The sequence below is a fragment of the Mesorhizobium newzealandense genome, assembly GCF_042682145.1.
GTDB classification, from domain to species: domain Bacteria; phylum Pseudomonadota; class Alphaproteobacteria; order Rhizobiales; family Rhizobiaceae; genus Mesorhizobium; species Mesorhizobium newzealandense.
On record NZ_JBHUGZ010000008.1, the window covers coordinates 157,402 to 179,447 of the forward strand.

Sequence of the window (22,046 nt, forward strand, 5' to 3'; positions counted from 1 at the left end):
TATCCTCCATCAATCGTGGATCTCGGCGCACTTCGCCGCGTTCGCCTCGCCAAGGATTTTGGCTTGGCAGGTAGCACCATGGCGTTTGAACAGTCGTATGATATCCGTGTTGCCCTTCCAGAATGCGCGCGTTATCGGCATGTAGCCATGACCCTCGGGGTGGTTCACGTCGGCACCTTTCGCAATAAGGAATTCGGCCAGTTCAACGTGGTTTTCCTCGCCGGCCACCAACAACGGCGTAGCACCCGCCTTGTTGGCGGCATCTTCGAGCACGGCGCCTTTTTCCAGCAGCAGCTTGGCGATCGGCAGGCTGCCCGAGAAGGCCGCCGCATGAAGCGGGGTGAAGCCGCCTGAGTTCCGGGCCATGACGTCGGCGCCCTTGCTCACCAGCAATTCCGCAATTGCGGGCTGGTCGTCGAGCGCAGCAGCGATGAGAAGGGTTGCTTGGTCGCGTGCCCGGCTGTCAACGTCGGCACCACTGGCGAGAGCTTGCTCGACACCCACTTTGTCGCCGGCAGCTATGGCGTCGAACAGTACATCGCCCGCCGCTGCATTGGTCGCGGCAAACGCCAACACGAGAAGTGTCAACAGTCCACGCATCAGTAACGGTATCACGCGCGAGGATGGCGTACAAGTTCGGCAGAGCGGCGCTCCACGACATGGCGCTCTGGCTTTGCCCGCCTGCGAGCCAGCAAAATGGAATGTCCGCTTCGGATTGCGCCACGAACGACCGCGATTGGCGCATTGCCGCCCGGTAGCATTTGGGCCGACAGCGGAATGGCGGCTTCGAGGCTCGGAAGGCCAGAGGCGGACCTTCGAGCGCCTCCGGCTGTAGCGCCAATGCCAAGCATGCACTAACATTCCAGCTTGACCCCGTTGGGGCTGGCCAGTGATCTGTTCAAATTGGGGAAGTACCCATGACCAATCATTGCTGTGGACCGGGCTATGCTTCTCCAGCCGAGGCGATGAGGGCACCTCGCGAAAAGCTGCTCTATACGATTGCCATCTACACTGGCACGGGCATTCAGAAGCCGGACTATCTGTGTACCATTGATGTCGACCCGGAGAGTTCGACCTACAGCCAGGTGATTTCACGTCTGCAAATGCCGGGTATTGGCGATGAGCTTCATCACTCGGGCTGGAATGCCTGTTCGTCGTGCCATGGCGATGCGGGCATGGAGCGGAAATATCTGATTGTGCCGGGTGTGCGCTCGTCCAACCTGCATATTGTCGATTGCGGTACCGATCCCCGCAATCCGACACTGTTCAAGGTCATAGATGGCGCTGAAATCAAAGCCAGGACCAACTTGTCGGCACCGCACACGGTGCATTGCCTCGGCTCGGACATCATCGTTTCCATGCTTGGCGACGCTCAAGGCAATGCCCCCGGCGGCTATTTGCAGCTCAGCAAGGAGTTCGAGATTGTCGGCCGTTGGGAAAACTCCATGGGCAGCATCAAGTTTGGTTATGATTTCTGGTACCAGCCGCGACACAACGTGATGGTCAGCTCGGAGTGGGCCGCGCCCAATACCTTCATGCCTGGTTTTGACCTGGAAGAGGTTGGCCATCTGAAATATGGCCGGGAGATCCATTTCTGGGATTTTGAAAAGAAGGAGCCAAAGCAGACATTCTATCTCGGTGAAGATGGCTTGATCCCACTGGAAGTGCGATTCCATCATAATCCCGACAGCAGTCACGGCTTCGTCGGCGCGGCCCTTTCGGCAAATATCATCCATTGGTGGAAGGATGCGGCGGGCGATTGGCAATGGGAAAAAATTGTCGATGTCGACAATGAGCCGCACCCCGAATGGCCGATCCCGATACCGGGCGTGATCTCAGTCATTCTGCTCAGTATGGACGATAGATACCTCTATCTGTGCAACTGGTTGCATGGCGACATCCGTCAGTACGACATCTCGGACCCTCACAATGCCAAGCTTACGGGACAAGTGTGGATGGGCGGACTTCTCGGCCGTGCGCCTGAGGTCAATGGCGTGAAAGTGACGGGCGGGCCGCAGATGATACAGCTCAGCCTCGACGGCAAGCGCCTTTATGTGACGACTTCACTGTTCTCGACCTGGGATAATCAGTTCTATCCGGAAATCCGCACCAATGGCGGATGCATGCTGATGGTCAATTGCGATACGGAAAACGGCGGCATGGAAATCGATCCGCTATTCGTCGTTGATTTTGGTAAGGAACCAAACGGACCAAGCCGCTGCCACGAAACCCGTTATCCCGGCGGTGATTGCACGAGTGACATCTGGGTATGACCAGCTTCACCATCACTCTCGCCAATCAAGGCGGTGCGGCCTTTGACGTCGATCACCGCAAGCCCCTCTTGCAAAGCTTGCGCGAGCAGGGCGTGGATCTGCCGTATGGGTGCAAGTATGGCGGCTGCATAAGCTGTGCGGCCAAAATAATCAGCGGCAAAGTCGATCAAAAGGCGCAGCGGGCGCTGAACAACCGCCAGATCAACAATGGCTATATAATCCTCTGCGTCGCCCGACCTATGAGCGACTGCACGCTGGAGGTCGGCGTCGAGAGCCACGACAAGCTCTATCGCAACCCCTTTCTTGACCCGCTGGCCGCTCATGAATTGAAAGCCGATATTGCGACCCCGTTGGAAGCAAAGAAATGACCCATATGAATCATGATGAGCCCTATTCGGAGGCTTATCTGCAAGACATTCTGAAATCGGTCAAAACCATCGCGATGGTGGGGGCCAGCCCCGACAAAACCAAGTTTTCCTATGGTGTACTCAGGGTGCTGCACGAAATCGGCTACGACATGATCCCGGTCAACCCCAGTCCCGGGCTGGATGAGATTCGAGGGCTCAAGGTGTACGCGTCACTGGCGGCCATCGACCGGCCGGTGGATATGGTCGAGGTTTTTCGCCGCCCCGAAGATCTGTTGGAAGTTGCACAGGAGGCCATCGCAATCAATGCCAAGGTTCTGTGGGGTCAGATTGGGGTGCGCGATGACGCTGCCGCCCAGCTGGCGGAGGATGCCGGCTTGAAAGTGGTGATGAACCGCTGTCCCAAGATCGAGTTGTTCCGCCCCTTCTGGAAGCCGAAGCTGCACTTGGGAATATGATTGCGGGGGCGCAGAATTCGGGGTTGTCGCGGCAACCAACCTGTTCCCTCTGGGGTCTCAGACGTTGAGTCTGCTAAAGCGCGTCGCGTTTGAACGGATTCAGGCGACGCACTTTAGTTTTTTGTTTTATGCATGTCGTTGCCCTAAAACCGGGGCCACTTTTGGGGACATGCACTAGCAGATTGAATTTTACCCGAGATACGATGCCAGATGATCGCTGAGATCACGCGCGTCGTCGCCGGCGCCGTCGATCAGCGCAGACTTGCGGCGGCGCAGAAACTGCGTCCCCATCAGGTACAGGCCCGGATGTTCCGCTACACCGCCGTCGTGACGGACGTGGCCCTTGCGGTCGAGGACCGGCAGCTCCAGCCAGGAGTAGTCCGGCCGGTAGCCGGTGGCCCAGATGATCGTCCTGATCGCGCCTCCGGCGAGGTCGAGGCCGAGCGGCGGGTTGTCCTCGACACGGGTCGGCGGCAGGCGATCCGGCGGCTCGACCGTAGCGCCCAGGCCGTTGGCGCGCGCCCATTCGTCGATGAGGTCGAGCAGCCGGGTCATCTTGAGATCGGAAAGTGCACACATGTTGCGCAACGACCCCGCAAACTGGGCCTTGCCGTCTTCGGTGATGCCGGCGAGACGGCCGATGAGCCGGACGCCGAGGTCGTCGAGCGCATTGAGGTCGAGGGTGGTGCGGTCGGGCGTGCCGGCAAGCTGCAGCGAAGGAACCCGTCGCGCCCGCCTGATGTCGTCCACCTCGTCGTAACGCTCGTCGAGCACGCCGGCGGCATCCATCCACCATTCCAGGTCCTTGCCGCGATAGACGCGGGGCGCCCGGATGTGCTCGCCCACCGACAGGGTCACTTGACGCCCTGAACGCTGCAGCTCCTGTGCGATCTGGGTGCCGCTCGACGACGCGCCCACCACCATCACGCCACCGTCGGCGACCTGACCCGGATTGCGGTAGGACTGTGCCGTCAGCATGGAGACCGACGGCGGCACGCGGGCGGCCAAATCGGGCAGGCGCGCGATGTTGCACGCGCCCGACGCCAGCACCACCGTCCGGCACCGCCACTCGCCGCGGTCCGTGCGCACGAGATATCCCGCCCCGTCGCTGCGAACCGAGGTGACGGTCGTGTGGGTTCTGACCGGAGCCGAGATCGCCTTGGCATAGTTCCCGAGGAAATCGATCACCTCGGGCATCGTGCGGTAGCCGTCGGGGTCGTCGCCGTCATAGCGGAAACCCGGCAGCCGGCTCTGCCAGTTCGGGGTGAGCAACCGCAGCGAATCCCATCGCTCGGTGCGCCAGGTATGAGCGATCTCGCCGCGCTCCAGCAGCACATGGTCGATCGATCGCTCCGCGAGGCAGCGGCTCATCGCGAGCCCCGCGTGCCCTGCACCGACGATCACTGTGGTGACGGAACTAATCGCGCCCTCTCATCGGGAGAGTCTACGGCTCGAAGCGCCTTTCAATTCACTACGACCGTGACGTTCGTCGGATTGGTGACAATGTCATAGACCGCCGACCGCTTCTGCGACTGAGCGACGAGAGCCTCGATGTCCTCACGCTTGGCGTCGGCGTCGATGTTGTACTTCACCGTGATGCCGCTGAAGCCGTTGCGGACGTCGCTGTCGATGCCGAGTATGCCCGCAATATCCATGTCGCCTTCGATGGTCGCCTTCACCGACTTCAACTGGATGTTCCGGTTCTGGGCAACCGCGGCGATGCCGGCGGTCAGGCAACTCGCGAGCCCGACCAGCACGTATTCGACAGGCGTGGCGCCCTGATCCAAGGAAGCGAAGACCTCCGGATGGTCGGCATCGAATGTGAAGGTGGTCTTGCGATGCTGGTCCTGGCCGAGACCGTAAAAGCTCTCGACCGTCGAGTGGCTGTGGGTGCCATCCTTCCATTCGCAGGCCGCGCGCCACTTGAACTGCGCAGCCTCCGGGGCGTTGGTAAGAGCTTCGCGTGCGCCGAGCAGCGCCTCGACGTTAACGCCATTGTTTGCCTGTACTTCGGAAGCCATAATTATCCTCCCTACTTTGCACTGGCTTAAAAAACCCGACCGATCCCACTGACCTCCTGATCAGATTTCGCCAGGGGAAGGCATGCTATGGGCAGCGAAGCGTTTCTTCAAGTTGTTTCCGCAGAGGGTAGTGGGTCAGCTCTATCTCGGCGGATAGCGCCCCAAGGTTCTAGGCCAGCAGCCCCTGGATGGTGGCGGCGACCGTCTCCGGGGCATAGGGCTTGGGCAGGAAGACGCCGCCGCTCGGCATCGCATCCTGCGCCGGCCGGCGCTTGCCCGAGGTGATGATGATCTTGATCGGCGGCCAGCGGTCGCGCACGGCGGCCGACAGGCGCAAGCCGTCCATCGAACCCGGCATGTCGATATCGGTGAACAGGATGGCGATATCCTGCCGTGTCTCCAAAAGCCGGATCGCCTGGTCGGCGTTGGTGGCCTCCAGCACGTCGAACCCCGCCTCGCGCAATTCATCGGCGATGGCAAACAGCAGGAACGCTTCGTCTTCGACGATGAGGATGGTGGCAGGGTTCTGAAGTGTCATGATACGCCCTATGTAGTCAGTAGCGCGCTGTCGGCAACCGGGGCGCGGGTGCATTCAAGACACATTCAACTCCGTCGACGTGGTAGTCGATCTGCACGGCGCCGCCGAAATCGGTGCCAAGCACACGCTCGATCAGGAAACGGCCGAAGCCGCGCCGGGCGGGCGGTGTCACCGGCGGCCCGCCGCGCTCGCGCCAGCGCCAGATCAGCCGCGTTTCCTCGGCTGTCTCGGACGACGGCTGCAGCGACCATTCTATCGACACCTGGCCGTCGGATGTCGACAGCGCGCCATATTTCAGCGCGTTGGTGGCGAGCTCGTTGACGGCGAGCGCGAGCGTCAGCGCCATCTTCGGATTGATCGGCAGGGCCGGGCCTGAAACCGAGATCCGGGCGACCGGGAAGGCGGCGATGGTGTTGTCGACCACCTCGCGGATGGAGGCGCTGGTCCAACGGGTCTTGTTGAGAATGTCATGGGCGTTGGCCAGTGCCCGCAGCCTCTCGTTGAAGGTGGCGCTGGCGGTCTCGATGTCGGTGTTGCGCAAGGTCTGCGAGGCGATGGCGGAGACCATGGCCAGGATGTTCTTGATGCGGTGCTCCAGCTCATGGGTCAGCAGCTCTTGTCTCGCCTGCGCCTCGCGCCGGTCGGTGACGTCCTGCATGACGCCGAACATCTTGACCGGCTTGCCGGTCTCGTCATGGACGAAGTCGATATGGCGCGACAGCCAGCGCAATTCGCCATTGTCGGGCCGCCGGATGCGGTATTCGACGGCTGGCACCGCGGTGCCCTGCCTGCGCGTCTCCGGGTTGGAGCGAACGTCCTTGTCCTCCGGAATGACGATGTTTTCCAGCACGCTGATATGAACGCTATCGCGGGGCGATAGCCCCCAGAGTCCCCAGAAGCCCTCGGAGCCGACCACGGTTCCGCTGGCGATATCGAGCTCCAGCGCCGCGATACCGGCGGCATTTTGCGACAGTTGCAGGCGGCGCTCGCTCTGCAGCAGGGCCTGCGCCGCCTGCTTCTGGTCGTCGATATCGGTGTTGGTGCCGATCCAGCGCAGGATCACGCCATCGGCATCGCGGATCGGAACGGCGCGCGCAATGAACCAGCGATAAGCACCGTCTCGCCGGCGCAGGCGGAACTCGGTCTCGTAGAAGACGCCCGCCGCCAGCGCTTGCTGCCATTTTTGCGCGGCCGAACCGATATCGTCGGGATGGACGATCGCGGCCCAGGCCTGGCCGTCGAGTTCGCCGGCCGCAGCACCGGAATAGTCGTAGACGCGCGGATTGAACCAGTCGAGCAAGCCTTCGGGGGAGGCGGTCCAGACATGGTTGGGCATCGCTTCGGCGAAGGTGCGGAACTGCATCTCGCTCTGGCGCAGCGCCTGTTCGGCAACCAGCCGGTCGGTGACGTCGACACCTTGCACGAAGATGCCGAAGACCTCGCCCGCCGGATTGCGCACCGGCTGATAGACGAGGTCGATGAAGCGCTCTTCGGTCTGGGCCCCAGGCGTGCGCTGCAGTTCGGCCTTCAGCGCGTAGCCGACGAAGGCCTCGCCGGAGGTGAAAACCTGGTCAAGCAGCTCGAAAAAACCTTGCCCTTCGACCTCGGGCAAGGCCTCGCGGATCGGCATGCCGATGATGTCGCGGTGGCCGACCAGCTGCATGTAGGCCGCGTTTGTCAGGTCGACGACATGCTGGGGCCCGGACAGCATGGCCATGAAGCCCGGTGCCTGTTCGAACATCTGCCGCTGCCGGTCGCGTTCACTCGCCCGCCAGCGCTCGGCGGCGACCTTCTGCGTCGTCTCGATGACGATGGCGATGACGCCGGCCGGCTCGCCGCTTTCGTCTGGGACCGGCGAATAGTCGAGATCGAGCCAGACCTGCTCGGGTTTTCCCGTGCGGTCGAGCGTCAGCATCTGCTCGCGATAGGCAAGCGTGCCGCCGGCCAGGCAGACCTTCATGATGTTGTCGTTGAAGTCGGCCACTTCGGGCCAACCCTCACGCACCTTGGAGCCGAGCAAACGCGGGTGGCGGCCGCCGGCGAATTCCGAATAGCCGTCATTGTAGATCATGACGCCGTCCTCGCCCCACAGCATGACGATCGGCACCTTCGAGCGCAGGATCAGCGACACCGCCGTCTTCAGGCTTTGCGGCCAGCTTTCAATCGAGCCGATCGAGGTCGACGCCCAGTCGAACGCCGCGATCAGGCAGCCGAGATGGCCGCCGCCAGCGAGGAAGGCATGCCTGCGATCGCCTACGGTCTTTGTGCTGGATTCTGGCATGGCGTCTCATGGATCGGTCGGCGCTGGTTCGACGTTGGATCGGTTTCCGCTAACAGGTCAGAATCCCTGGACGACCGGGAACCTCTCTCGACCAGCGCTGTCGCGGCGCAGGCATGACCTTCGAGCCACAAGCGCGCCGACCGACTGCCGGCGCTTGATGAGATCTTGAACAACAATTACGCCCCCGAGCGCCACAACACGGGACGAGCCATTCGGTTCCCGCCGCGCATCGATTTTCACTGGTGGCCAGGCGTCGGGCAGCGCGTAGCGGGCAAGGCAATGGTCCGCTATTCGATCTATTTTCTTTACAAGCCGTTAATGCGGCCATGCTGTTAATTCACTATTTGCTAATGAATCATTCGAACCTGAGGCAAGCAATGACCAAGAATCTCGGCAATGCGCTCCACACGCCGGCGCAGGTCCAGCAAGTCTCCGTTCTCGGCAAGGTCGCGCCGGCGCTGTTTCCGCTGGTCGTGGCGGCGCTGGGCTACATGATCGGCAGGCAGTTCTTCGGCATCTAGACTCCGAAAACCGGTCCTCGGCAGGGGCAATCAAGCCGCAAGCACGACCCCGCGGGTCGTCATTTGCGTTGCAGCCGCCTGTTGTCGGACGTCGACTTCAGACATGGACATCACCGAAGGAAAGTTCGCCGTCGTCGTCGGACGCAAAAAAGGCGAAGGCGAACAGCGCGGCATAGAAAGCCGCCACGACGATCACGATCGCCACACCGGGAATGGGGCCAAGGGCGGCACTGTCGACGGCATCGCGAAGCGAACCGACAAACCCGGTCCTGACGCCCGCGGTCTGAAGGCTGGGGGTCGATATCTTGACCACCCAGGCCAGCAGCAGGATCAGGAACAGGTAGATGTAATTTCGCCGCAGGCGGCGCGCCAGCGCAGCGCGCTGCGACAGCAGAAACTTCGGCGCGCGCAGGCCTTCGCCGACGATGAGCAGCCAGTCGGAGGCAAAGTCGGGCTGCGGCGAAAAGATCTGCGCGAAATAATGACGCTCGAACTGGCGCACGCGAGACCGGTAGAAGTCGAAGAACCGATAGCGGCGCGCCTCGATCCACAGCAGCAGCAGGATCAGCAGCATGGCGAACAGCAGCACGCCGTGATGCGCACTGGGAGTGGACAGCGACACCGAAAGCAGCGCCGCCACCACCGTGATCGCCCAGTTCGTCGTCCTGTCGAGCCGATCCCGCCATCCCGCCATGCGCGCGATCTCGGCGCGGTGAAAATGCGACAGCGTATTCACGCGCTCCGTCGATGAAAGGACGGGGCCCGCGGGCTTTGCCGACGCGTCGTTCATGGCTTCCTCCGGCGAAGACCAGAACGGTTTGCCGGCAACATTGTTCCCTGTCGCTCACTCAGATCCGCCGATCCAGTCGGCCAGCAAGCCGCAGGTGCGCGCCTGGCTGCCGCACCGGCCGCCGGCATGACGGCTCAGCCACCCGATCGCGCTGTTTCGCGACGCTCGATCGAAGGGTGCCCGCTGGTGTCGTAGATCTGGGCAGGGATAGCCGATACTTACGAATCCTTTCAGGCGGTTGGGCGCGGCGGTTCAGATTTTGAGTCCGCACCGGGCCGGCCAGCCCCTTGAGAATCTCGATGCCTTCAGCAACATGGCGGCTATGCTTGAGGCACGAGAATGAACAAGCCCATTTCTGCCACATCGACGCGCAAGGCGCCGATGTCACTGACCGAGGAACTCGTCGCTCGCACCATGCGCGTGGTCGAGGATGCCGGGCCGACGCCGGGCATGGCCTATATGACCGATGCCGACTATGCGCGTATCCGCGACGAGGTGTTGGCCGGCGCGCCAGCCGGGCCGCTGAAACTGTTTGCCTATGGCTCGCTGCTGTGGAAGCCGGCCGGCGAGGTGAGGGGCGGCGAGCGAGCGGTGGCGAGCGGCTGGCACCGGTCGTTTTGTTTTACCGTCAAGCGCTTCCGGGGCACGGTCGAGAACCCCGGCCTGATGATGGCGCTCGACCGTGGCGGCCAGTGCCAGGGCATGGTGTTCGAGATCGCCGAGCCGGTGGCGACCAATCTCGAAGCGCTGCTGCGCCGCGAGATGACCATCCTGCCGGCCGTCAACGTGCCGCGCTGGCTGCAGGTCAGGACAAGCAGGGGGCATGAGCCGCGCGCTTGGCTTCGTCGTCGATCCCGCCAACCCGCGCTATGCCGGCAAGCTCGACAAGCAGGCGATCGCGGCGACGCTGGCGACGGCCGTCGGCCATTGGGGGTCGGGTGCGGAATACCTCTTCGAGACCATCCGCCATCTCGAAGCCTGCGGCATCCGCGATCGCAATCTCTGGCAACTCCAAGCGCTGGTGGCCGAGGAGATTGGCCGCGCCGACGCCGGCTGAAGGCGCGAAGAACCTGGAACTCACCAAGGTCGAGCCGATGCCGGGCGGACGGCTCAGCCTGGTCTACAGGACCGGCTGAGCGCTGGGCGCCTGCTTGGAAACTCTACAGGCTCTCTCACCCGTCCCTGAGCCACACCAGCATTTCGCCGGGCTCGCGATTGTCCCAGGCGAAATAGGGAATGGCGGTCAGGCGCGTTTCTGCAGTGGCCGGCGGCTCGGGCCTGTAGAGCCCGCTTTGCCAACCGTCGCCGGCGTCCGATCGGGCGACGGCCGAAAGCGTCACCACGCCGCCGAGAAGCTCCGGCCGCTGTTGCGCTTCGACGCTTGCCGTCCTCGGCAGCGTCAGGCGATGCAGCTGGCTGTCATTGTCGGTCGCCTCGACGCAGTAGATCAGCGGACCGCGCGACAGCGCGACGCGGCCGGCATCCTGCCGCACCTGCGGGTTGGCATAGAGCCGTTCGATCGGCATTTCGAGATCGAGCCGGACCTGGTCGCCCTTTTTCCATATCCGCCGGATCGCGGCATAGCCGTCGCTGGTGACATCCGCCAGGCTGACCGCGTCGCCGTTCACCGTCAACCCGGCACTGGCACTCCAGGCCGGGATGCGCAGGTGAAGGGTGAATTCCACCGGCGCCTGCGGCTCGAGCGTGATCCCGACGGCGCCGTCCCAGGGATAGCGGCTCGCCTGCGTCAGGCTCACCGGCACGCCCGATATGTCGAAGCGGGCGGTCGAGTCGCCATAGAGATGCACGGCAATGGCATCGTCGGCCAGGCTGTAGAAATAGCTGCCGATGGAGGCGACCATGCGCCCGATATTGGGTGGGCAGCAGGGGCAGCGGTGCCATTTCCAGCGGTTGTGGGCGCCCCGGCTTTCCAACGGGTTCTCGTAGAAGAACAGCGAGCCGTCGAGCGACAGGCCCGAGATCGAGCCATTGTAGAGGGCGCGTTCCATCATGTCGGCATAGCGGGCGTTCGGCCCCATGCCGAGCATGCGGCTGGCCCAGAACACCAGCCCGACCGCAGCGCAGGTCTCGGCATAGGCGCTCTCGTTGGGCAGGTCGTAGTCGCTGGTGAAGCCCTCATTGTGCGCCGAAGGCCCCAATCCGCCGGTGATGTAGAGGCTCTTGCTGGTGAGATCGTCCCACAGCCGGTCGAGCGCTGTCCGCAGAGTGTCGTCGCCATATTCGGTGGCGATGTCGGCCATGCCCGAATAGAGGTACATTGCCCGCACCGCATGGCCGACGACCTTGTCCTGCTCGCGCACCGGCTTGTGCGACTGATTGTATTCGTAGGTCTTGAAATGATAGGCCTTCGGGTCGGCGCCGCGGGCACGCGCTTCCTCGTCGAAATAGTGCGGCTCGACCCCGCGCTGGTCGATGAAGTATTTCGCCAGCTCCATGTATTTCTGCTCACCGGTCACGCGCGCCAGCTTGACCAGCGCCAGCTCGATTTCCTCATGGCCGCAATAGCCCTTCTTCTTGCCGGGCTCGGGCCCCAGCACCGACGCGATGTGGTCGGCATAGCGGCACATGATATCCAGGAATTTGCGCTTGCCGGTCGCCTGGTAGTAGGCGACAGCGCCCTCGATCAGATGGCCGGCGCAATAGAGCTCATGGCAGTCGCGCAAATTGGTCCAGCGCAGGCCGGGCTGGATGCGCTGGTACCAGCTCGAGAGATAGCCATCCGGCTGCTGCAGCCTGCCGTACATGTCGATGACGGCATCGATCTTCTTCTCCAGTTCGGGGTTCTTGCGCCGGTAGAGCGAATAGGCAGCGGTCTCTATCGTCTTGCCGAGATCGGAATCCCAGAACATCTGCGTGGTCACCGTCGAGCCGGTGAATTCCGCGCCCTGGCGTTCGGCTTCGTCGGGAGAGGGCGAGTGGAACGGGATGACGAGGCCGGGCGAAGGCCGGTCCGGGTCGATCTGCTCCAGCATGCGCGCCTCGACGCAGCGGTCGTAGAGGATGTCGGCGGTACGCGCGGCCACCGCGTCGGCGCGGTCGCCCCAGAAGCCGTGCACGTCGACCTGCGGCACCGGCAGCGGGCGGAAGGCGAGTTTGGGCTTGCCGGTCTTTTCCAACGTGCCCGTCTGGGCGGTTCGGGCGGATGGCGATGCGGTCATGAACTTACTCCATTCGGTCGATTTACTTGACGGCCCCGGCCATCAGGCCGCGGATGTAGAAGCGCTGCAGGGCCAGGAACAGGATGAGGCACGGCACCATCATCACGGTGACGCCCGCCTGCACCGCGCCCCAGTCGATGGCGCCGAAGCGGCCCGACTGCAGCGCCGTCATCATCACCGGCAGCGTGAATTTGGACTGGTCGGTCATCAGCACGAGCGCGGCGAGGAACTCGTTCCAGGCGCCGAGAAAGGCAAACAGCGCGATGGTGACGACGCCCGGCCAGACCAGCGGCAGCATCACCTTCAAAAGCATGGTGATGTTGTTGGCGCCGTCCATGCGGGCAGCTTCCTCGATCTCGCGCGGCACCGCGTCGAAGGCGTTGCGCATCATGAAGATCGAGAACGGCAGTTGCAGCGTCACATAGACGCCGACCAGGCCGGTGAGCGTGTTGTGCAGGCCAAGCTTGGTCAGCACCAGGAAGATCGGCGTCAGGATCGACTGGAACGGGATCATGATCGTCGACAGGATGAGAATGAAGAACAGGTCCTTGAACGGAAACCGAAAGCGCGAAAAGCCGTAGCCGGCCAGCACGCTGACGGCGACCGACAGCACCACGGTCATCACCGAGACATAGATGCTGTTTTGCGCCGACACCCAGAGCCCATCGCCAAAGGTGTTGAGCGTGGCATAGTTCTCCAGCGAGAATCCTGTCGTCGGCCAGGGCGGCAGCGGCGGCAGGCGCGCTTCCTGTGCCGGCTTGAAGGCCGACAGCACCGCCCACACGATCGGCGCCGCGAACAGCACCGAGGCGATGATGCCGGTCGAGTGCTCGGCGATGCGGGCAGCGAGCTTGCGGTTGCGGGAGGCGGCCTGCGCCATCAGTCGAGACCCTCCGGCTTGCGCAGCAGCCACAGCTGGACGAGGCTGAGCGCCACCAGGACCACCAGCAGCACCATGGAGAGTGCGGCGCCATAGCCGAGCTTGAACGACACGAAGGACTGGTTGAAGATCCAGTAGACCGCCGTCAGCGTCTGGTTGCGCGGGCCGCCGCGCAGGATGATGTAGAACTGGTCGAAGGCGAGGATCGAGCCGGCGACCGACAGGATCAGCGCCAGCGCCAAGGTGCGGCGCATCAGCGGCAGTGTGATCGCCCTGAACCTGGCGAACGGCCCGGCGCCGTCGATGACGGCCGCCTCCTGCAGGTCCTGCGGGATCGATTGCAGGCCGGCCATCAGGATGATCATGGTGAAGCCGGCGACCTTCCAGACGACCATGGCGATGATCGACCAGAAGGCCGGCTGGAAGGTGGCCAGGAGGTTGAATTTCTTGTCGATCAGGCCGAGGTCGTAGGCGGCCGGGCTGAACAGGCCGGAATCGACATTCAGCAGCCATGACCAGAGCAGGCTGGCCGAGGCGAAGCCGACAACCGCCGGCATGAAGAACATGGTGCGGTAGAGATTGGTCAGCGGACGCGGCCGCTCGACGAACAGCGCCAGCGGAAACGCCACCGCGAAGATCACGATGGTGACGATCACGGTGTAGTAGGCGGTGAACTTGAGCGCGTTCCAGAACCTGGTGTCGCGCAGGATGGCGACATAGTTGCCGAGGCCGATATAGCTGTGCTCGCCCATCAGCGGCCAGTTGTGCAGCGACATCCACGCCGTCATGCCAAGCGGGATGAGGAAGAAGACGACGACCAGCGCGACGGCCGGCGCGACATAGAGCAGGCCGATCCACTGCCGGCGGCCGGCGCCGATGAGCTTTCGGGCGCGTGGTGGGGCAGGGGTTGCTGCGATGGTGGAGGCCATGCTGTTCTTCCGTTGGATCCAGTGGGCGCCCTACCTCCCCGTTGTGGGGAGGTCGGACCGCAGGTCCGGGTGGGGGGCTTGGCGCCGCCCCACCCCGCTGCTTCGCAGCGACCCTCCCCACAAGGGGAGGGTAAGGAGCGCACCGGCCGCCCGACCAGGGAGACGGGCGGGCGACCGGATCAGGACCTTGGACGGCAGGAGCGTTGCGCACCCCCTGCCGTCGGCCAGCCCTTATTTCTGCGGCGCCTGGTCGATGATCGACTGCATGGTCTCCTGCGCATTGGCGATGGCGCCATCGACATCGTCGCCGAAGAAGACCTCGTTGATCATCTGCGTCCACGGGCCGTTGGCGGAGTTGATCAGGTCATTGAACACCACCGAATAGGGCGTGCGGCCCTTGGCCATGGCCTCGGCGGCGATCTGGTAGCGCGGATCGAGATCCTTCAGCGCGTCCTTGGCGATGTCGCCGCGCACGGGCAGGCTGCCGTATTTGGCCAGGATGGTCTGGCCCTCGAGCGAATAGGCGAAATCGAGGAACTCCTTCACCACGGCGAGTTTCGTGGTGCCCTTGGTGACGACGAAATTGTCGCCGCCGGCAAAGGACGACCAGCCGCTGTCCTTGCCCGGCAGGAAGGTGACGCCATAGTCGATATCGGGATACTGGGTGTTGAGCGCGCCGATGGCGAAGGCGCCGGACGGCGAGATGCCGATATTGCCGGCGGCGAAGGCGGCAAAGAAGTTGGCGCCGGTGTCGGTCTGCGCGCCTGCCGGCACCAGATCCTTCTTGACCATCGACCGGTAGAGATCGATGGCGCCACGCAGCTGCGGGCTGTCCAGCGTCGCCTTGGAGCCGTCCTCGCTGAGGATGTCGCCGCCCGACGCCCAGATCAGCGGCGTGAAGGTGAAGATGTTGCAGCCGCCGCAATTGCCGGAGAAGTAGAAGCCCTTGATGTTGCCGCCGAGCGCGTTGACCTTTTCGGCGTCGGCGGCGATCTCGGCCCAGTTGGTCGGGCCTTTTTCAGGGTCGAGGCCGGCCTGCTTGAACAGCTTCTTGTTCCAGATCAGCACCGAGGCGTCGGCCGAGAAGGGCAGGCCGTAGATGTGGTCCTTGTAGGTGCCGGTCTTCACATGCGCCGGCGACAGGCTCGAGAAATAGGGCAGCGACTTCGCCCAATCGGTGATGTCCTCCAACTGGCCGGCGGCGGCGAAGGACGGCGTGTAGATCAGGTCGAGCGACAGCGCGTCGGGCGCCGTGCCGCCGGCGGCCGCCGCACCATATTTCGGGATGATCTCGGCATTGGGGATGATGTCCAGCTTGACCTGGTTGGTGTGCGCCTTGTTGTAGGCGTCGACGATCCTCGGCATGAAATTGGAGCCGTCGGCGCGCACCCAGATGTTGGCCGTCTCGGCGGCCGCGGCACTGATGCCGCCACCCAGAACGGCAGCGGCCAGGGCCAGTTTGGCAATCAGGTTCCTCATGTTCTCCTCCTCCAGTTTGGCCGCGGTCCGCGGCTTGGCGCCGATTGCGCGGCGCTTGGTTTTCAGCCATCCAGCGGATGGCCGCATGACTGCCGCACCACCAGCCGGCAAGGCAGTTTTCGAATGCCCGGCGCGGCGGGCTGGCCGCCGACCAGCGACAGCAGGGTCAGCCCCGCCTCGCGCCCGAGTGCGACCAGGTTCATGTCGACCGAGGTCAGCGGCGGGCGCGTTGCCTCGGCCAGGATCTCCCAATTGTCGAAACCGATGACGGCGACATCGCCGGGAACGCCGAGGCCGCGCTCGCGCAAGGCATCGATGACACCGCGCGCGATCTGGTCGTTGCCGCAGAAGACGGCGTCCGGCTTTTCGAGCTTGCCATCGAACAGGTGCGTCACCGCCTCGTGGCCCCAGGCTTCCGACCAGGAGCCGAGCAGCGGCTCGGTGACCGGCAAGCCGTTTTCGCTCAGCACGTCGCGATAGGCCTGCGCCCGCGCGTGCACCACGGCAAAGCTCGCTGGCCCGGTCACGTGGGCGATGCGCTTGCGGCCGAGCCGGCACAGATGCTCGACGGCCAGCCGGGCGCCGCCGGCATCGTCCGAGACGAAGGCGATGGCGTCCGGATCGGGCTGCGTGAAGGCATAGATCACCGGCACGCGCAGATTGCCGAGGTCGATGGGCAGATGGCGGTCGATGCGCTTGCCGGTGGCGATGATGCCGTCGACGCGCTTGTCGAGCATGGCGTCGACATGCATCTGGCCGAGGCGCGGATCCTCCTCGACATTGCACAGGAATACCGAGACGCCGTTGTCGACCAGTGCGTCCGAAATGCCCGACATCAGCGGCAGCGAGAAGCGGCCATAGGTATCGTTGGTGAGCAGGCCGACGGTGAAGCTGCGCCGCCTGAGCAGGCTCTGCGCCAGGCTGTTGGGCCGGAAGCCGAGACGCCGGGCCGTCTCGCGAATACGCTCGCGCGTCTCGGCGGTCATCCGCCCCTGATCGTTGAGCGCCTTCGAGGCGGTGGCGACGCTGACGCCGGCCTCGCCCGCCACGTCACGCAGAGTGACGGGCTTGGGAAAGACCTGGACAGGCTGATCGTCCGATGCCATCGCGCCGAGAATCCTTAGCTGGGAAAAGGTTTTCTCTTACAATCCGAAGAAACGGCCAGCCTTGCGGCCAACCCAGTCAAAACTGTTGGAAAAACCTTTTCTCAAATCAAGGCTAGGCTACATCCGGGGCTTGTTCAAGAGAAAAATTGCAGCCGTCCGAGGGGTGGGATTTTCGCGGTAATCGTGGGCAAGCCGGGCCACCGTCAGCGAAGTGTTAATCGCTTGCCCGCCATGGTGGTCTCCCGCCAAGACAGCAGAGCCTCGACATGTCCGATACGCCTTACAGTCCGAAAGGCCCGGCGCGGGCCTCGCAGCCCGGCAGGCGGGCAGGGCGCGACAGCCGCTCCGACGAGCGTCGCCGCGAGGCCGCCGCCATCGCCCGGCTCAAGGCGGAACTCGCGGCGCAGGCGGCGCTGATCGCCAGGCAGGAGCTTTCGCTGGCCCACAGCCGCAAGATCTTCGACCGCGCCTCGGCCGCCGCGCGCCTTGGCGTTTGGGAATGCAGCCTGCCCGACGAGCGGCTTATGTGGACCGATGTGGTCTATGATTTGTTCGACCTGCCGCGCGGCTCGGTGCTCGATCGCTCAGAGATCGTCAAGTGCTATCCGGCGGAGTCGCGCAAGGCGCTGGAAAGCCTGCGCGGCCGGGCGATCGCCGAGCGCAACGGCTTCAATCTCGATGCCGAGATCACCACCTTTGCCGGCCGCAGCCGCTGGATCCGCATCACCGCGACCGTCGAGTGCGAGGACGGTGTTCCCGTGCGTATCTTCGGCATGAAACAGGACATCACCGAGGAGAAGATCCTGTCGGACCGGATGCGCTATCTGGCCGAATATGACGTCATGACGGGGCTGGCCAACCGCGGCCGCTTCCAGGCGCGGCTTGCACATGCCGACGAGGGCCGCCCGCTCGGCGCGCTGCTGCTGATCGATCTCGACGGCTTCAAGGCCGTCAACGACACGTTCGGTCACGTCGTCGGCGACGAATGCCTGAAGGAGGCGGCAAAGCGGCTTGCCGACGGGTGCGGCGAGGCCGACCTGGTGGCGCGCGTCGGCGGCGACGAGTTCGCGGTGCTGCTTGGACCGCATCTCGACCGCGGCGCGGTCTCCGGCGTCGCGCGCCGCATCATCGAGGCAATGGGCAAGCCGGTCACGGCATGCGGCCAGTCGCTCAGGCTCGGCGCCTCGGTCGGCATCGCCTTCGCCAAAGCGACCATGCCGTGCGACCTGTTCATGCAGGCCGACACCGCGCTCTACGCCGCCAAGGCGGCAGGGCGCAACACGTTCCGCATCTTCAAGCTGGACGCCGCCGCGAAAGGCCGCAGCGCCGCGGCCTGAGGGCTAGCGGCGGCTTGTTGTACGGCCTCGCCGAAGGGGGCCCGCCCATCTCGCGCCAATGCAATCCGTGGCGTCCATCTGCATTTGGCATGCAGGGCATTCGCGAAAGGGTGCTATGACAGGCAAGCGAGCAAACTTGCTCCGGCCCCTTCCCGACATTCGAGGTCATTTCCGTGCGTGAACCATCGCTGCTGCCTGTGTTCGGAAAACTTGGCGTCAAGGCGCCTGTCGCCACTGTCACGGCGCCGGCCTCGTCGGCAGGCGTCGCGTTGCGGCTGCGGGAGATTCTGGCCGAGCATGGCGGCATGGTGCTGAAGCTGTCGGTCATCGCCTGGACGGTGCTGATCCTGGCCGCGGTGTTTTTCATGATGCAGGGCTGACAGAGATGGCCAACCGCTACACGCTGCGCATGGAACTGCCCCAGAGCTGGACCATCGTCGATGTCTTCACCGGCCAGCCTGCTGTGATCCGGCAAAAGGTGATGGTCGGGATGGGGCCGCGCGAGGCCGAGGACATGGTCGTGCAGATGAATGTCCGCGACGTCAAGCGCCGCGAAAGGGCGGAGGAGCGCAAGGCCTGAACTTGCCGCAGGCACTGCCCGACGGCGTCGCCTTGCCGCCGGCACTGGCCTGCCGCACCGCAAACCAGAGGATTCCCGTGAGAGCCAGCCTGAAGCAGAAGATACTGGAGGTCTGCGACCGCAAGATTTCCGAAAAAGGGCCTGGCGTCGGCGTGTCGTTCTATGCGTTTTTCGCCAACAGGAACGACGACCCCGACCTGCTGATGGAAGCCGCCGAATGGTGGATCAGAACCCACCGCCTCGACCATTTTGAAAAGGCTGAAAAGATACGCACGATGGTCGAGAACGATTAATCTTCGTTTCCATGCATGTCGTTGTCTCAAAACCGGGGCCGCTCTTGAGCGACACATTGGGCTGATCAGCCGAAGTCGGCGGCCGTCAGCACATACATGCTCTTGCGGGTGCGGTCGTAGGCCCTCGACGCCACGTCGCGGATGGCGCTGCTCTCGGTGTCGAACGTGGCGAGGTAGCCGGCTTCATTGGCCGCGGCGCCCGGCTGCATCTTGGCCATGGCATCGGCGGCGACGGAGAACGAAATCTGGAACATGCCGTCATGGCCGACGAAGCGAATGCGTTTGCCGGCTTCGTCATAGCTGCGGCTGCGGTTGGGGAATGTCAGGCTCATGTCTTCACCTCCGTGGCGGCGGCCTTCTTGACCACGCGCTTCTTCTTGGGCGTCGGATTCAGGGCTTCGGCGACGCGGTCGGCCTCTTCCTTGGCCAGCCGCAGTTCCCGCAGTCTTGCCGTCTTGATCTCCCTGGCCCTTGCCTCGGACATGTACTCGGCGGTTGCCTTGTTGCGCTCCGCCGTTTTCTTCTGCTTGTCGACAAAGCGGGCTTCAGCTTTTTCCATGATCGTCTGATTGCCTTCGGCCATCGAAGAAATCTCCCTTGTCCCTGAAATCGTGAAAACGAACTTGTCCGATAAATAGGCACTCAATCGGCAAAATTCAATTTTTTGAATTATTTGACCAACCCGCGATATCACGAAACCAGGTACCGAAATAATACTTTTGAATATTTAATTCCGGCGGCGAATAATTTTTGGCACTCCTATCTATCGAGTGCCAACGCGTCTATATAGGACGGGCGTGGCCGCCTGTGCCGGCCCCAGAAAGAAGTTCCCATGAAATTTCGGCCACTCCACGACCGCGTCGTCATTCGTCGCGCTGAAGGCGATACCAAATCCAAGGGCGGCATCATCATCCCCGACAATGCCAAGGAAAAGCCGCAGGAAGGCGAAGTCATCGCCGTCGGCCCGGGTGCACGCGACGAAAGCGGTGCGCTGATCGCACTCGACGTCAAGGCCGGTGACTTCATCCTGTTCGGCAAATGGTCGGGCACCGAGGTCAAGATCGACGGCGAGGACCTGCTGATCATGAAGGAAGCCGACATCATGGGCGTCATCGACAAGGCCGTCGAGGCCAAGAAGGCCGCCTGACCATATGAGGAGCCGGCCTTTGCCAGGCTCCGGCGAGCGGTTCACTCCACCACACGAACGGGATTAAAAAAATGTCTGCCAAGGAAATCAAATTCTCCACCGACGCGCGCGACCGCATGCTGCGCGGCGTCGAGATCCTCACCAATGCGGTGAAGGTCACGCTCGGCCCCAAGGGCCGCAACGTCATCATCGACAAGGCCTATGGCGCGCCGCGCATCACCAAGGACGGTGTCACTGTCGCCAAGGAAATCGAGCTTGCCGACAAGTTCGAGAACATGGGCGCGCAGATGGTGCGCGAAGTGGCCTCGAAGACCAACGACCTCGCCGGTGACGGCACCACCACCGCAACCGTGCTGGCCGCCTCGATCCTGCGCGAAGGCGCCAAGCTGGTCGCCGCCGGCATGAACCCGATGGACTTGAAGCGCGGCATCGACCAGGCGGTCACCGCCGTCGTTGGGGAAATCAAGGCGCGGGCCAAGAAGGTCAAGTCGTCGGCCGAGATCGCACAGGTCGGCACCATCGCCGCCAATGGCGATGCCAGCGTCGGCGACATGATCGCCAAGGCGATGGACAAGGTCGGCAATGACGGCGTCATCACCGTCGAGGAAGCCAAGACCGCCGAGACCGAACTCGACGTCGTCGAGGGCATGCAGTTCGACCGCGGTTATCTATCACCCTATTTCGTCACCAATGCCGACAAGATGCGCGTCGAGCTGGAAGAGCCCTACGTGCTCATCCACGAGAAGAAGCTCGGCAATCTGCAGGCGATGCTGCCGATCCTCGAAGCGGTGGTGCAGAGCGGCAGGCCGCTGCTGATCATCTCCGAGGACGTCGAAGGCGAAGCGCTCGCCACGTTGGTCGTCAACAAGCTGCGCGGCGGCCTCAAGGTCGCGGCCGTCAAGGCGCCCGGCTTCGGCGATCGCCGCAAAGCGATGCTGGAAGACATCGCCGTGCTCACCGCCGGCCAGATGATCTCCGAGGATCTCGGCATCAAGCTCGAAAACGTCACCATCGAGATGCTCGGCCGCGCCAAGCGCGTGCTGATCGAGAAGGACACCACCACGATCATCGACGGCGCCGGCACCAAGGCGACCATCCAGGCGCGTGTCGCGCAGATCAAGGGCCAGATCGAGGAGACGACGTCCGACTACGACAAGGAAAAGCTGCAGGAGCGGCTGGCCAAGCTCTCCGGCGGCGTTGCCGTCATCCGCGTCGGCGGCGTCACCGAGTCGGAAGTCAAGGAAAAGAAGGACCGCATCGACGACGCGCTGAACGCGACGCGCGCGGCGGTTGAAGAAGGCATCGTGCCCGGCGGCGGCGTGGCTCTGCTGCGCGCAAGGTCGGCGCTTGCCGGCCTGACCGGCGCCAACGAGGATGTCACCGCGGGCATCTCGATCGTGCTCAGGGCACTCGAAGCGCCGATCCGCCAGATCGCCGAGAATTCAGGCGTCGAAGGCTCGATCGTCGTCGGCAAGCTCACCGACAGCAAGGACCACAATCAGGGCTTCGATGCCCAGAATGAGGTCTATGTCGACATGATCAAGGCAGGCATCGTCGACCCGGCGAAAGTGGTGCGCACCGCACTGCAGGATGCAGGCTCGATCGCGGCCCTTCTGATCACCGCGGAAGCGATGATCACCGACATCCCGGCCAAGGATGCCGCACCTGCGGGTGGCGGCGGCGGTGGCATGGGCGGCTACTAAAGATTCAGGTGATGCCGGCCTGCAAACGGCGGTTTCCTGCGCTTCCGGTGCTCACGTACGAAAAGTACGCTCCGCTCCGGTTCTCGGAAACCACCGTTTTCGACTCGGCCTGACCTGAATCTCGCCACGCTGGCTCTTACCGGAGTCGACATCGAGATAAATACCG

At 63.4% G+C, this 22,046-nt stretch carries 24 protein-coding genes and 1 pseudogene; 12 read left to right on the forward strand and 13 right to left on the reverse strand.

Annotated elements, in window-relative coordinates; genetic code table 11:
• Positions 1-9: 9 nt before the first annotated feature.
• Positions 10-600, reverse strand: a complete 591-nt coding sequence (locus ACFSOZ_RS13735; RefSeq protein ID WP_379098586.1) for an ankyrin repeat domain-containing protein — start codon at positions 598-600, stop codon at positions 10-12.
• Between the two features lie 317 nt (positions 601-917).
• Here ACFSOZ_RS13735 and ACFSOZ_RS13740 point away from each other — a divergent pair, with 317 nt between their 5' ends.
• The 3 genes from ACFSOZ_RS13740 to ACFSOZ_RS13750 are packed head-to-tail and all read left to right on the forward strand — an operon-like array spanning position 918 to position 3,096.
• Positions 918-2,273, forward strand: coding sequence for a selenium-binding family protein (locus ACFSOZ_RS13740; protein ID WP_379098589.1), 1,356 nt, complete (start codon positions 918-920; stop codon positions 2,271-2,273).
• Entirely contained in the window at positions 2,270-2,641 is a 372-nt protein-coding gene (locus tag ACFSOZ_RS13745; protein ID WP_379098592.1) for a 2Fe-2S iron-sulfur cluster-binding protein, read from the forward strand. The genes ACFSOZ_RS13740 and ACFSOZ_RS13745 overlap by 4 nt, the downstream gene beginning before the upstream one ends.
• Positions 2,642-2,646: 5 nt before the next feature.
• Complete coding sequence (locus ACFSOZ_RS13750; RefSeq protein ID WP_379098824.1) at positions 2,647-3,096, forward strand: CoA-binding protein; 450 nt, start codon at positions 2,647-2,649, stop codon at positions 3,094-3,096.
• Positions 3,097-3,285: 189 nt separating this feature from the next.
• Here the strand turns inward: ACFSOZ_RS13750 and ACFSOZ_RS13755 are convergent, their stop codons facing one another.
• From ACFSOZ_RS13755 to ACFSOZ_RS13770, 4 genes are all read right to left on the reverse strand, one after another.
• A complete protein-coding gene (locus ACFSOZ_RS13755) occupies positions 3,286-4,500 on the reverse strand; it encodes an NAD(P)-binding domain-containing protein (protein WP_379098595.1) in 1,215 nt (404 codons plus the stop codon).
• A 59-nt stretch (positions 4,501-4,559) separates the two neighbouring features.
• The gene (locus tag ACFSOZ_RS13760; protein WP_379098600.1) at positions 4,560-5,117 is read right to left on the reverse strand and encodes an OsmC family protein; all 558 of its coding nucleotides are present in this window, start codon (positions 5,115-5,117) and stop codon (positions 4,560-4,562) included.
• 169 nt (positions 5,118-5,286) lie between these two features.
• Positions 5,287-5,655 (reverse strand): response regulator, encoded by a 369-nt coding sequence (locus tag ACFSOZ_RS13765; protein WP_379098603.1) that lies wholly within the window; start codon positions 5,653-5,655, stop codon positions 5,287-5,289.
• 16 nt (positions 5,656-5,671) lie between these two features.
• Positions 5,672-7,936: a PAS domain S-box protein gene (locus tag ACFSOZ_RS13770; protein ID WP_379098606.1), complete on the reverse strand. Its 2,265-nt coding sequence runs from the start codon at positions 7,934-7,936 to the stop codon at positions 5,672-5,674.
• Positions 7,937-8,313: 377 nt separating this feature from the next.
• On the opposite strand from ACFSOZ_RS13770, the gene ACFSOZ_RS13775 reads away from it, so the two are divergent.
• The gene (locus ACFSOZ_RS13775; protein ID WP_379098609.1) at positions 8,314-8,457 is read left to right on the forward strand and encodes a hypothetical protein; all 144 of its coding nucleotides are present in this window, start codon (positions 8,314-8,316) and stop codon (positions 8,455-8,457) included.
• A 97-nt stretch (positions 8,458-8,554) separates the two neighbouring features.
• Here ACFSOZ_RS13775 and ACFSOZ_RS13780 read toward each other — a convergent pair whose 3' ends face one another.
• Complete coding sequence (locus tag ACFSOZ_RS13780) at positions 8,555-9,247, reverse strand: DUF2270 domain-containing protein (protein WP_379098612.1); 693 nt, start codon at positions 9,245-9,247, stop codon at positions 8,555-8,557.
• 459 nt (positions 9,248-9,706) lie between these two features.
• Between ACFSOZ_RS13780 and ACFSOZ_RS13785 the strand changes: the two are divergent.
• A pseudogene (locus ACFSOZ_RS13785) lies at positions 9,707-9,952 on the forward strand (gamma-glutamylcyclotransferase); the annotation flags it as partial.
• Between the two features lie 118 nt (positions 9,953-10,070).
• Positions 10,071-10,304, forward strand: a complete 234-nt coding sequence (locus tag ACFSOZ_RS13790) for a gamma-glutamylcyclotransferase (protein WP_379098615.1) — start codon at positions 10,071-10,073, stop codon at positions 10,302-10,304.
• A 115-nt stretch (positions 10,305-10,419) separates the two neighbouring features.
• On the opposite strand, the gene ACFSOZ_RS13795 is transcribed toward ACFSOZ_RS13790, so the two are convergent.
• From ACFSOZ_RS13795 to ACFSOZ_RS13815, 5 genes are all read right to left on the reverse strand, one after another.
• A complete protein-coding gene (locus tag ACFSOZ_RS13795; RefSeq protein WP_379098618.1) occupies positions 10,420-12,426 on the reverse strand; it encodes a glycoside hydrolase family 127 protein in 2,007 nt (668 codons plus the stop codon).
• Positions 12,427-12,448: 22 nt separating this feature from the next.
• A complete protein-coding gene (locus tag ACFSOZ_RS13800; RefSeq protein WP_379098621.1) occupies positions 12,449-13,306 on the reverse strand; it encodes a carbohydrate ABC transporter permease in 858 nt (285 codons plus the stop codon).
• Positions 13,306-14,235 carry a carbohydrate ABC transporter permease gene (locus ACFSOZ_RS13805; protein ID WP_379098623.1) on the reverse strand — a complete coding sequence of 310 codons (930 nt, stop codon included), beginning with the start codon at positions 14,233-14,235 and terminating at the stop codon, positions 13,306-13,308. Before ACFSOZ_RS13805 ends, ACFSOZ_RS13800 begins: the two co-directional genes overlap by 1 nt.
• A 231-nt stretch (positions 14,236-14,466) precedes the next feature.
• On the reverse strand, positions 14,467-15,714 hold the full coding sequence (locus ACFSOZ_RS13810; RefSeq protein ID WP_379098626.1) for an ABC transporter substrate-binding protein: 1,248 nt from the start codon (positions 15,712-15,714) through the stop codon (positions 14,467-14,469).
• A gap of 62 nt (positions 15,715-15,776) precedes the next feature.
• Positions 15,777-16,820, reverse strand: a complete 1,044-nt coding sequence (locus tag ACFSOZ_RS13815; protein ID WP_379098629.1) for a LacI family DNA-binding transcriptional regulator — start codon at positions 16,818-16,820, stop codon at positions 15,777-15,779.
• A gap of 266 nt (positions 16,821-17,086) precedes the next feature.
• On the opposite strand from ACFSOZ_RS13815, the gene ACFSOZ_RS13820 reads away from it, so the two are divergent.
• The 4 genes from ACFSOZ_RS13820 to ACFSOZ_RS13835 all read left to right on the forward strand — a co-directional run bounded on the left by ACFSOZ_RS13820 (position 17,087) and on the right by ACFSOZ_RS13835 (position 19,030).
• Positions 17,087-18,157: a diguanylate cyclase domain-containing protein gene (locus ACFSOZ_RS13820; protein WP_379098632.1), complete on the forward strand. Its 1,071-nt coding sequence runs from the start codon at positions 17,087-17,089 to the stop codon at positions 18,155-18,157.
• 173 nt (positions 18,158-18,330) lie between these two features.
• Positions 18,331-18,537 (forward strand): hypothetical protein, encoded by a 207-nt coding sequence (locus ACFSOZ_RS13825; RefSeq protein WP_379098635.1) that lies wholly within the window; start codon positions 18,331-18,333, stop codon positions 18,535-18,537.
• 5 nt (positions 18,538-18,542) lie between these two features.
• A complete protein-coding gene (locus tag ACFSOZ_RS13830) occupies positions 18,543-18,737 on the forward strand; it encodes a hypothetical protein (RefSeq protein ID WP_379098638.1) in 195 nt (64 codons plus the stop codon).
• A 77-nt stretch (positions 18,738-18,814) separates the two neighbouring features.
• On the forward strand, positions 18,815-19,030 hold the full coding sequence (locus ACFSOZ_RS13835; protein WP_379098827.1) for a DUF6500 family protein: 216 nt from the start codon (positions 18,815-18,817) through the stop codon (positions 19,028-19,030).
• Between the two features lie 65 nt (positions 19,031-19,095).
• Here the strand turns inward: ACFSOZ_RS13835 and ACFSOZ_RS13840 are convergent, their stop codons facing one another.
• Together ACFSOZ_RS13840 and ACFSOZ_RS13845 are read right to left on the reverse strand one after the other, a co-directional pair.
• The gene (locus ACFSOZ_RS13840) at positions 19,096-19,362 is read right to left on the reverse strand and encodes a DUF1488 family protein (protein WP_379098641.1); all 267 of its coding nucleotides are present in this window, start codon (positions 19,360-19,362) and stop codon (positions 19,096-19,098) included.
• Positions 19,359-19,613: a hypothetical protein gene (locus tag ACFSOZ_RS13845; protein WP_111543236.1), complete on the reverse strand. Its 255-nt coding sequence runs from the start codon at positions 19,611-19,613 to the stop codon at positions 19,359-19,361. The genes ACFSOZ_RS13840 and ACFSOZ_RS13845 overlap by 4 nt, the downstream gene beginning before the upstream one ends.
• Positions 19,614-19,862: 249 nt before the next feature.
• Here ACFSOZ_RS13845 and ACFSOZ_RS13850 point away from each other — a divergent pair, with 249 nt between their 5' ends.
• Together ACFSOZ_RS13850 and groL are read left to right on the forward strand one after the other, a co-directional pair.
• Positions 19,863-20,177, forward strand: coding sequence for a co-chaperone GroES (locus tag ACFSOZ_RS13850; protein WP_379098644.1), 315 nt, complete (start codon positions 19,863-19,865; stop codon positions 20,175-20,177).
• Between the two features lie 71 nt (positions 20,178-20,248).
• Entirely contained in the window at positions 20,249-21,880 is a 1,632-nt protein-coding gene (gene groL, locus ACFSOZ_RS13855; protein ID WP_379098647.1) for a chaperonin GroEL, read from the forward strand.
• The last annotated feature ends 166 nt before the right edge of the window (positions 21,881-22,046 follow it).

What these genes read in the sequence shown, in the direction of transcription:
- ACFSOZ_RS13735 (WP_379098586.1), bottom strand. Translation starts at nt 600, where the DNA reads ATGCGTGGACTGTTGACACTTCTCGTGTTGGCGTTTGCCGCGACCAAT.
- ACFSOZ_RS13740 (WP_379098589.1), top strand. Translation starts at nt 918, where the DNA reads ATGACCAATCATTGCTGTGGACCGGGCTATGCTTCTCCAGCCGAGGCG.
- ACFSOZ_RS13745 (WP_379098592.1), top strand. Translation starts at nt 2,270, where the DNA reads ATGACCAGCTTCACCATCACTCTCGCCAATCAAGGCGGTGCGGCCTTT.
- ACFSOZ_RS13750 (WP_379098824.1), top strand. Translation starts at nt 2,647, where the DNA reads ATGAATCATGATGAGCCCTATTCGGAGGCTTATCTGCAAGACATTCTG.
- ACFSOZ_RS13760 (WP_379098600.1), bottom strand. Translation starts at nt 5,117, where the DNA reads ATGGCTTCCGAAGTACAGGCAAACAATGGCGTTAACGTCGAGGCGCTG.
- ACFSOZ_RS13765 (WP_379098603.1), bottom strand. Translation starts at nt 5,655, where the DNA reads ATGACACTTCAGAACCCTGCCACCATCCTCATCGTCGAAGACGAAGCG.
- ACFSOZ_RS13770 (WP_379098606.1), bottom strand. Translation starts at nt 7,936, where the DNA reads ATGCCAGAATCCAGCACAAAGACCGTAGGCGATCGCAGGCATGCCTTC.
- ACFSOZ_RS13775 (WP_379098609.1), top strand. Translation starts at nt 8,314, where the DNA reads ATGACCAAGAATCTCGGCAATGCGCTCCACACGCCGGCGCAGGTCCAG.
- ACFSOZ_RS13780 (WP_379098612.1), bottom strand. Translation starts at nt 9,247, where the DNA reads ATGAACGACGCGTCGGCAAAGCCCGCGGGCCCCGTCCTTTCATCGACG.
- ACFSOZ_RS13790 (WP_379098615.1), top strand. Translation starts at nt 10,071, where the DNA reads ATGAGCCGCGCGCTTGGCTTCGTCGTCGATCCCGCCAACCCGCGCTAT.
- ACFSOZ_RS13795 (WP_379098618.1), bottom strand. Translation starts at nt 12,426, where the DNA reads ATGACCGCATCGCCATCCGCCCGAACCGCCCAGACGGGCACGTTGGAA.
- ACFSOZ_RS13800 (WP_379098621.1), bottom strand. Translation starts at nt 13,306, where the DNA reads ATGGCGCAGGCCGCCTCCCGCAACCGCAAGCTCGCTGCCCGCATCGCC.
- ACFSOZ_RS13805 (WP_379098623.1), bottom strand. Translation starts at nt 14,235, where the DNA reads ATGGCCTCCACCATCGCAGCAACCCCTGCCCCACCACGCGCCCGAAAG.
- ACFSOZ_RS13810 (WP_379098626.1), bottom strand. Translation starts at nt 15,714, where the DNA reads ATGAGGAACCTGATTGCCAAACTGGCCCTGGCCGCTGCCGTTCTGGGT.
- ACFSOZ_RS13815 (WP_379098629.1), bottom strand. Translation starts at nt 16,820, where the DNA reads ATGGCATCGGACGATCAGCCTGTCCAGGTCTTTCCCAAGCCCGTCACT.
- ACFSOZ_RS13820 (WP_379098632.1), top strand. Translation starts at nt 17,087, where the DNA reads ATGTCCGATACGCCTTACAGTCCGAAAGGCCCGGCGCGGGCCTCGCAG.
- ACFSOZ_RS13830 (WP_379098638.1), top strand. Translation starts at nt 18,543, where the DNA reads ATGGCCAACCGCTACACGCTGCGCATGGAACTGCCCCAGAGCTGGACC.
- ACFSOZ_RS13840 (WP_379098641.1), bottom strand. Translation starts at nt 19,362, where the DNA reads ATGAGCCTGACATTCCCCAACCGCAGCCGCAGCTATGACGAAGCCGGC.
- ACFSOZ_RS13845 (WP_111543236.1), bottom strand. Translation starts at nt 19,613, where the DNA reads ATGGCCGAAGGCAATCAGACGATCATGGAAAAAGCTGAAGCCCGCTTT.
- ACFSOZ_RS13850 (WP_379098644.1), top strand. Translation starts at nt 19,863, where the DNA reads ATGAAATTTCGGCCACTCCACGACCGCGTCGTCATTCGTCGCGCTGAA.
- groL (WP_379098647.1), top strand. Translation starts at nt 20,249, where the DNA reads ATGTCTGCCAAGGAAATCAAATTCTCCACCGACGCGCGCGACCGCATG.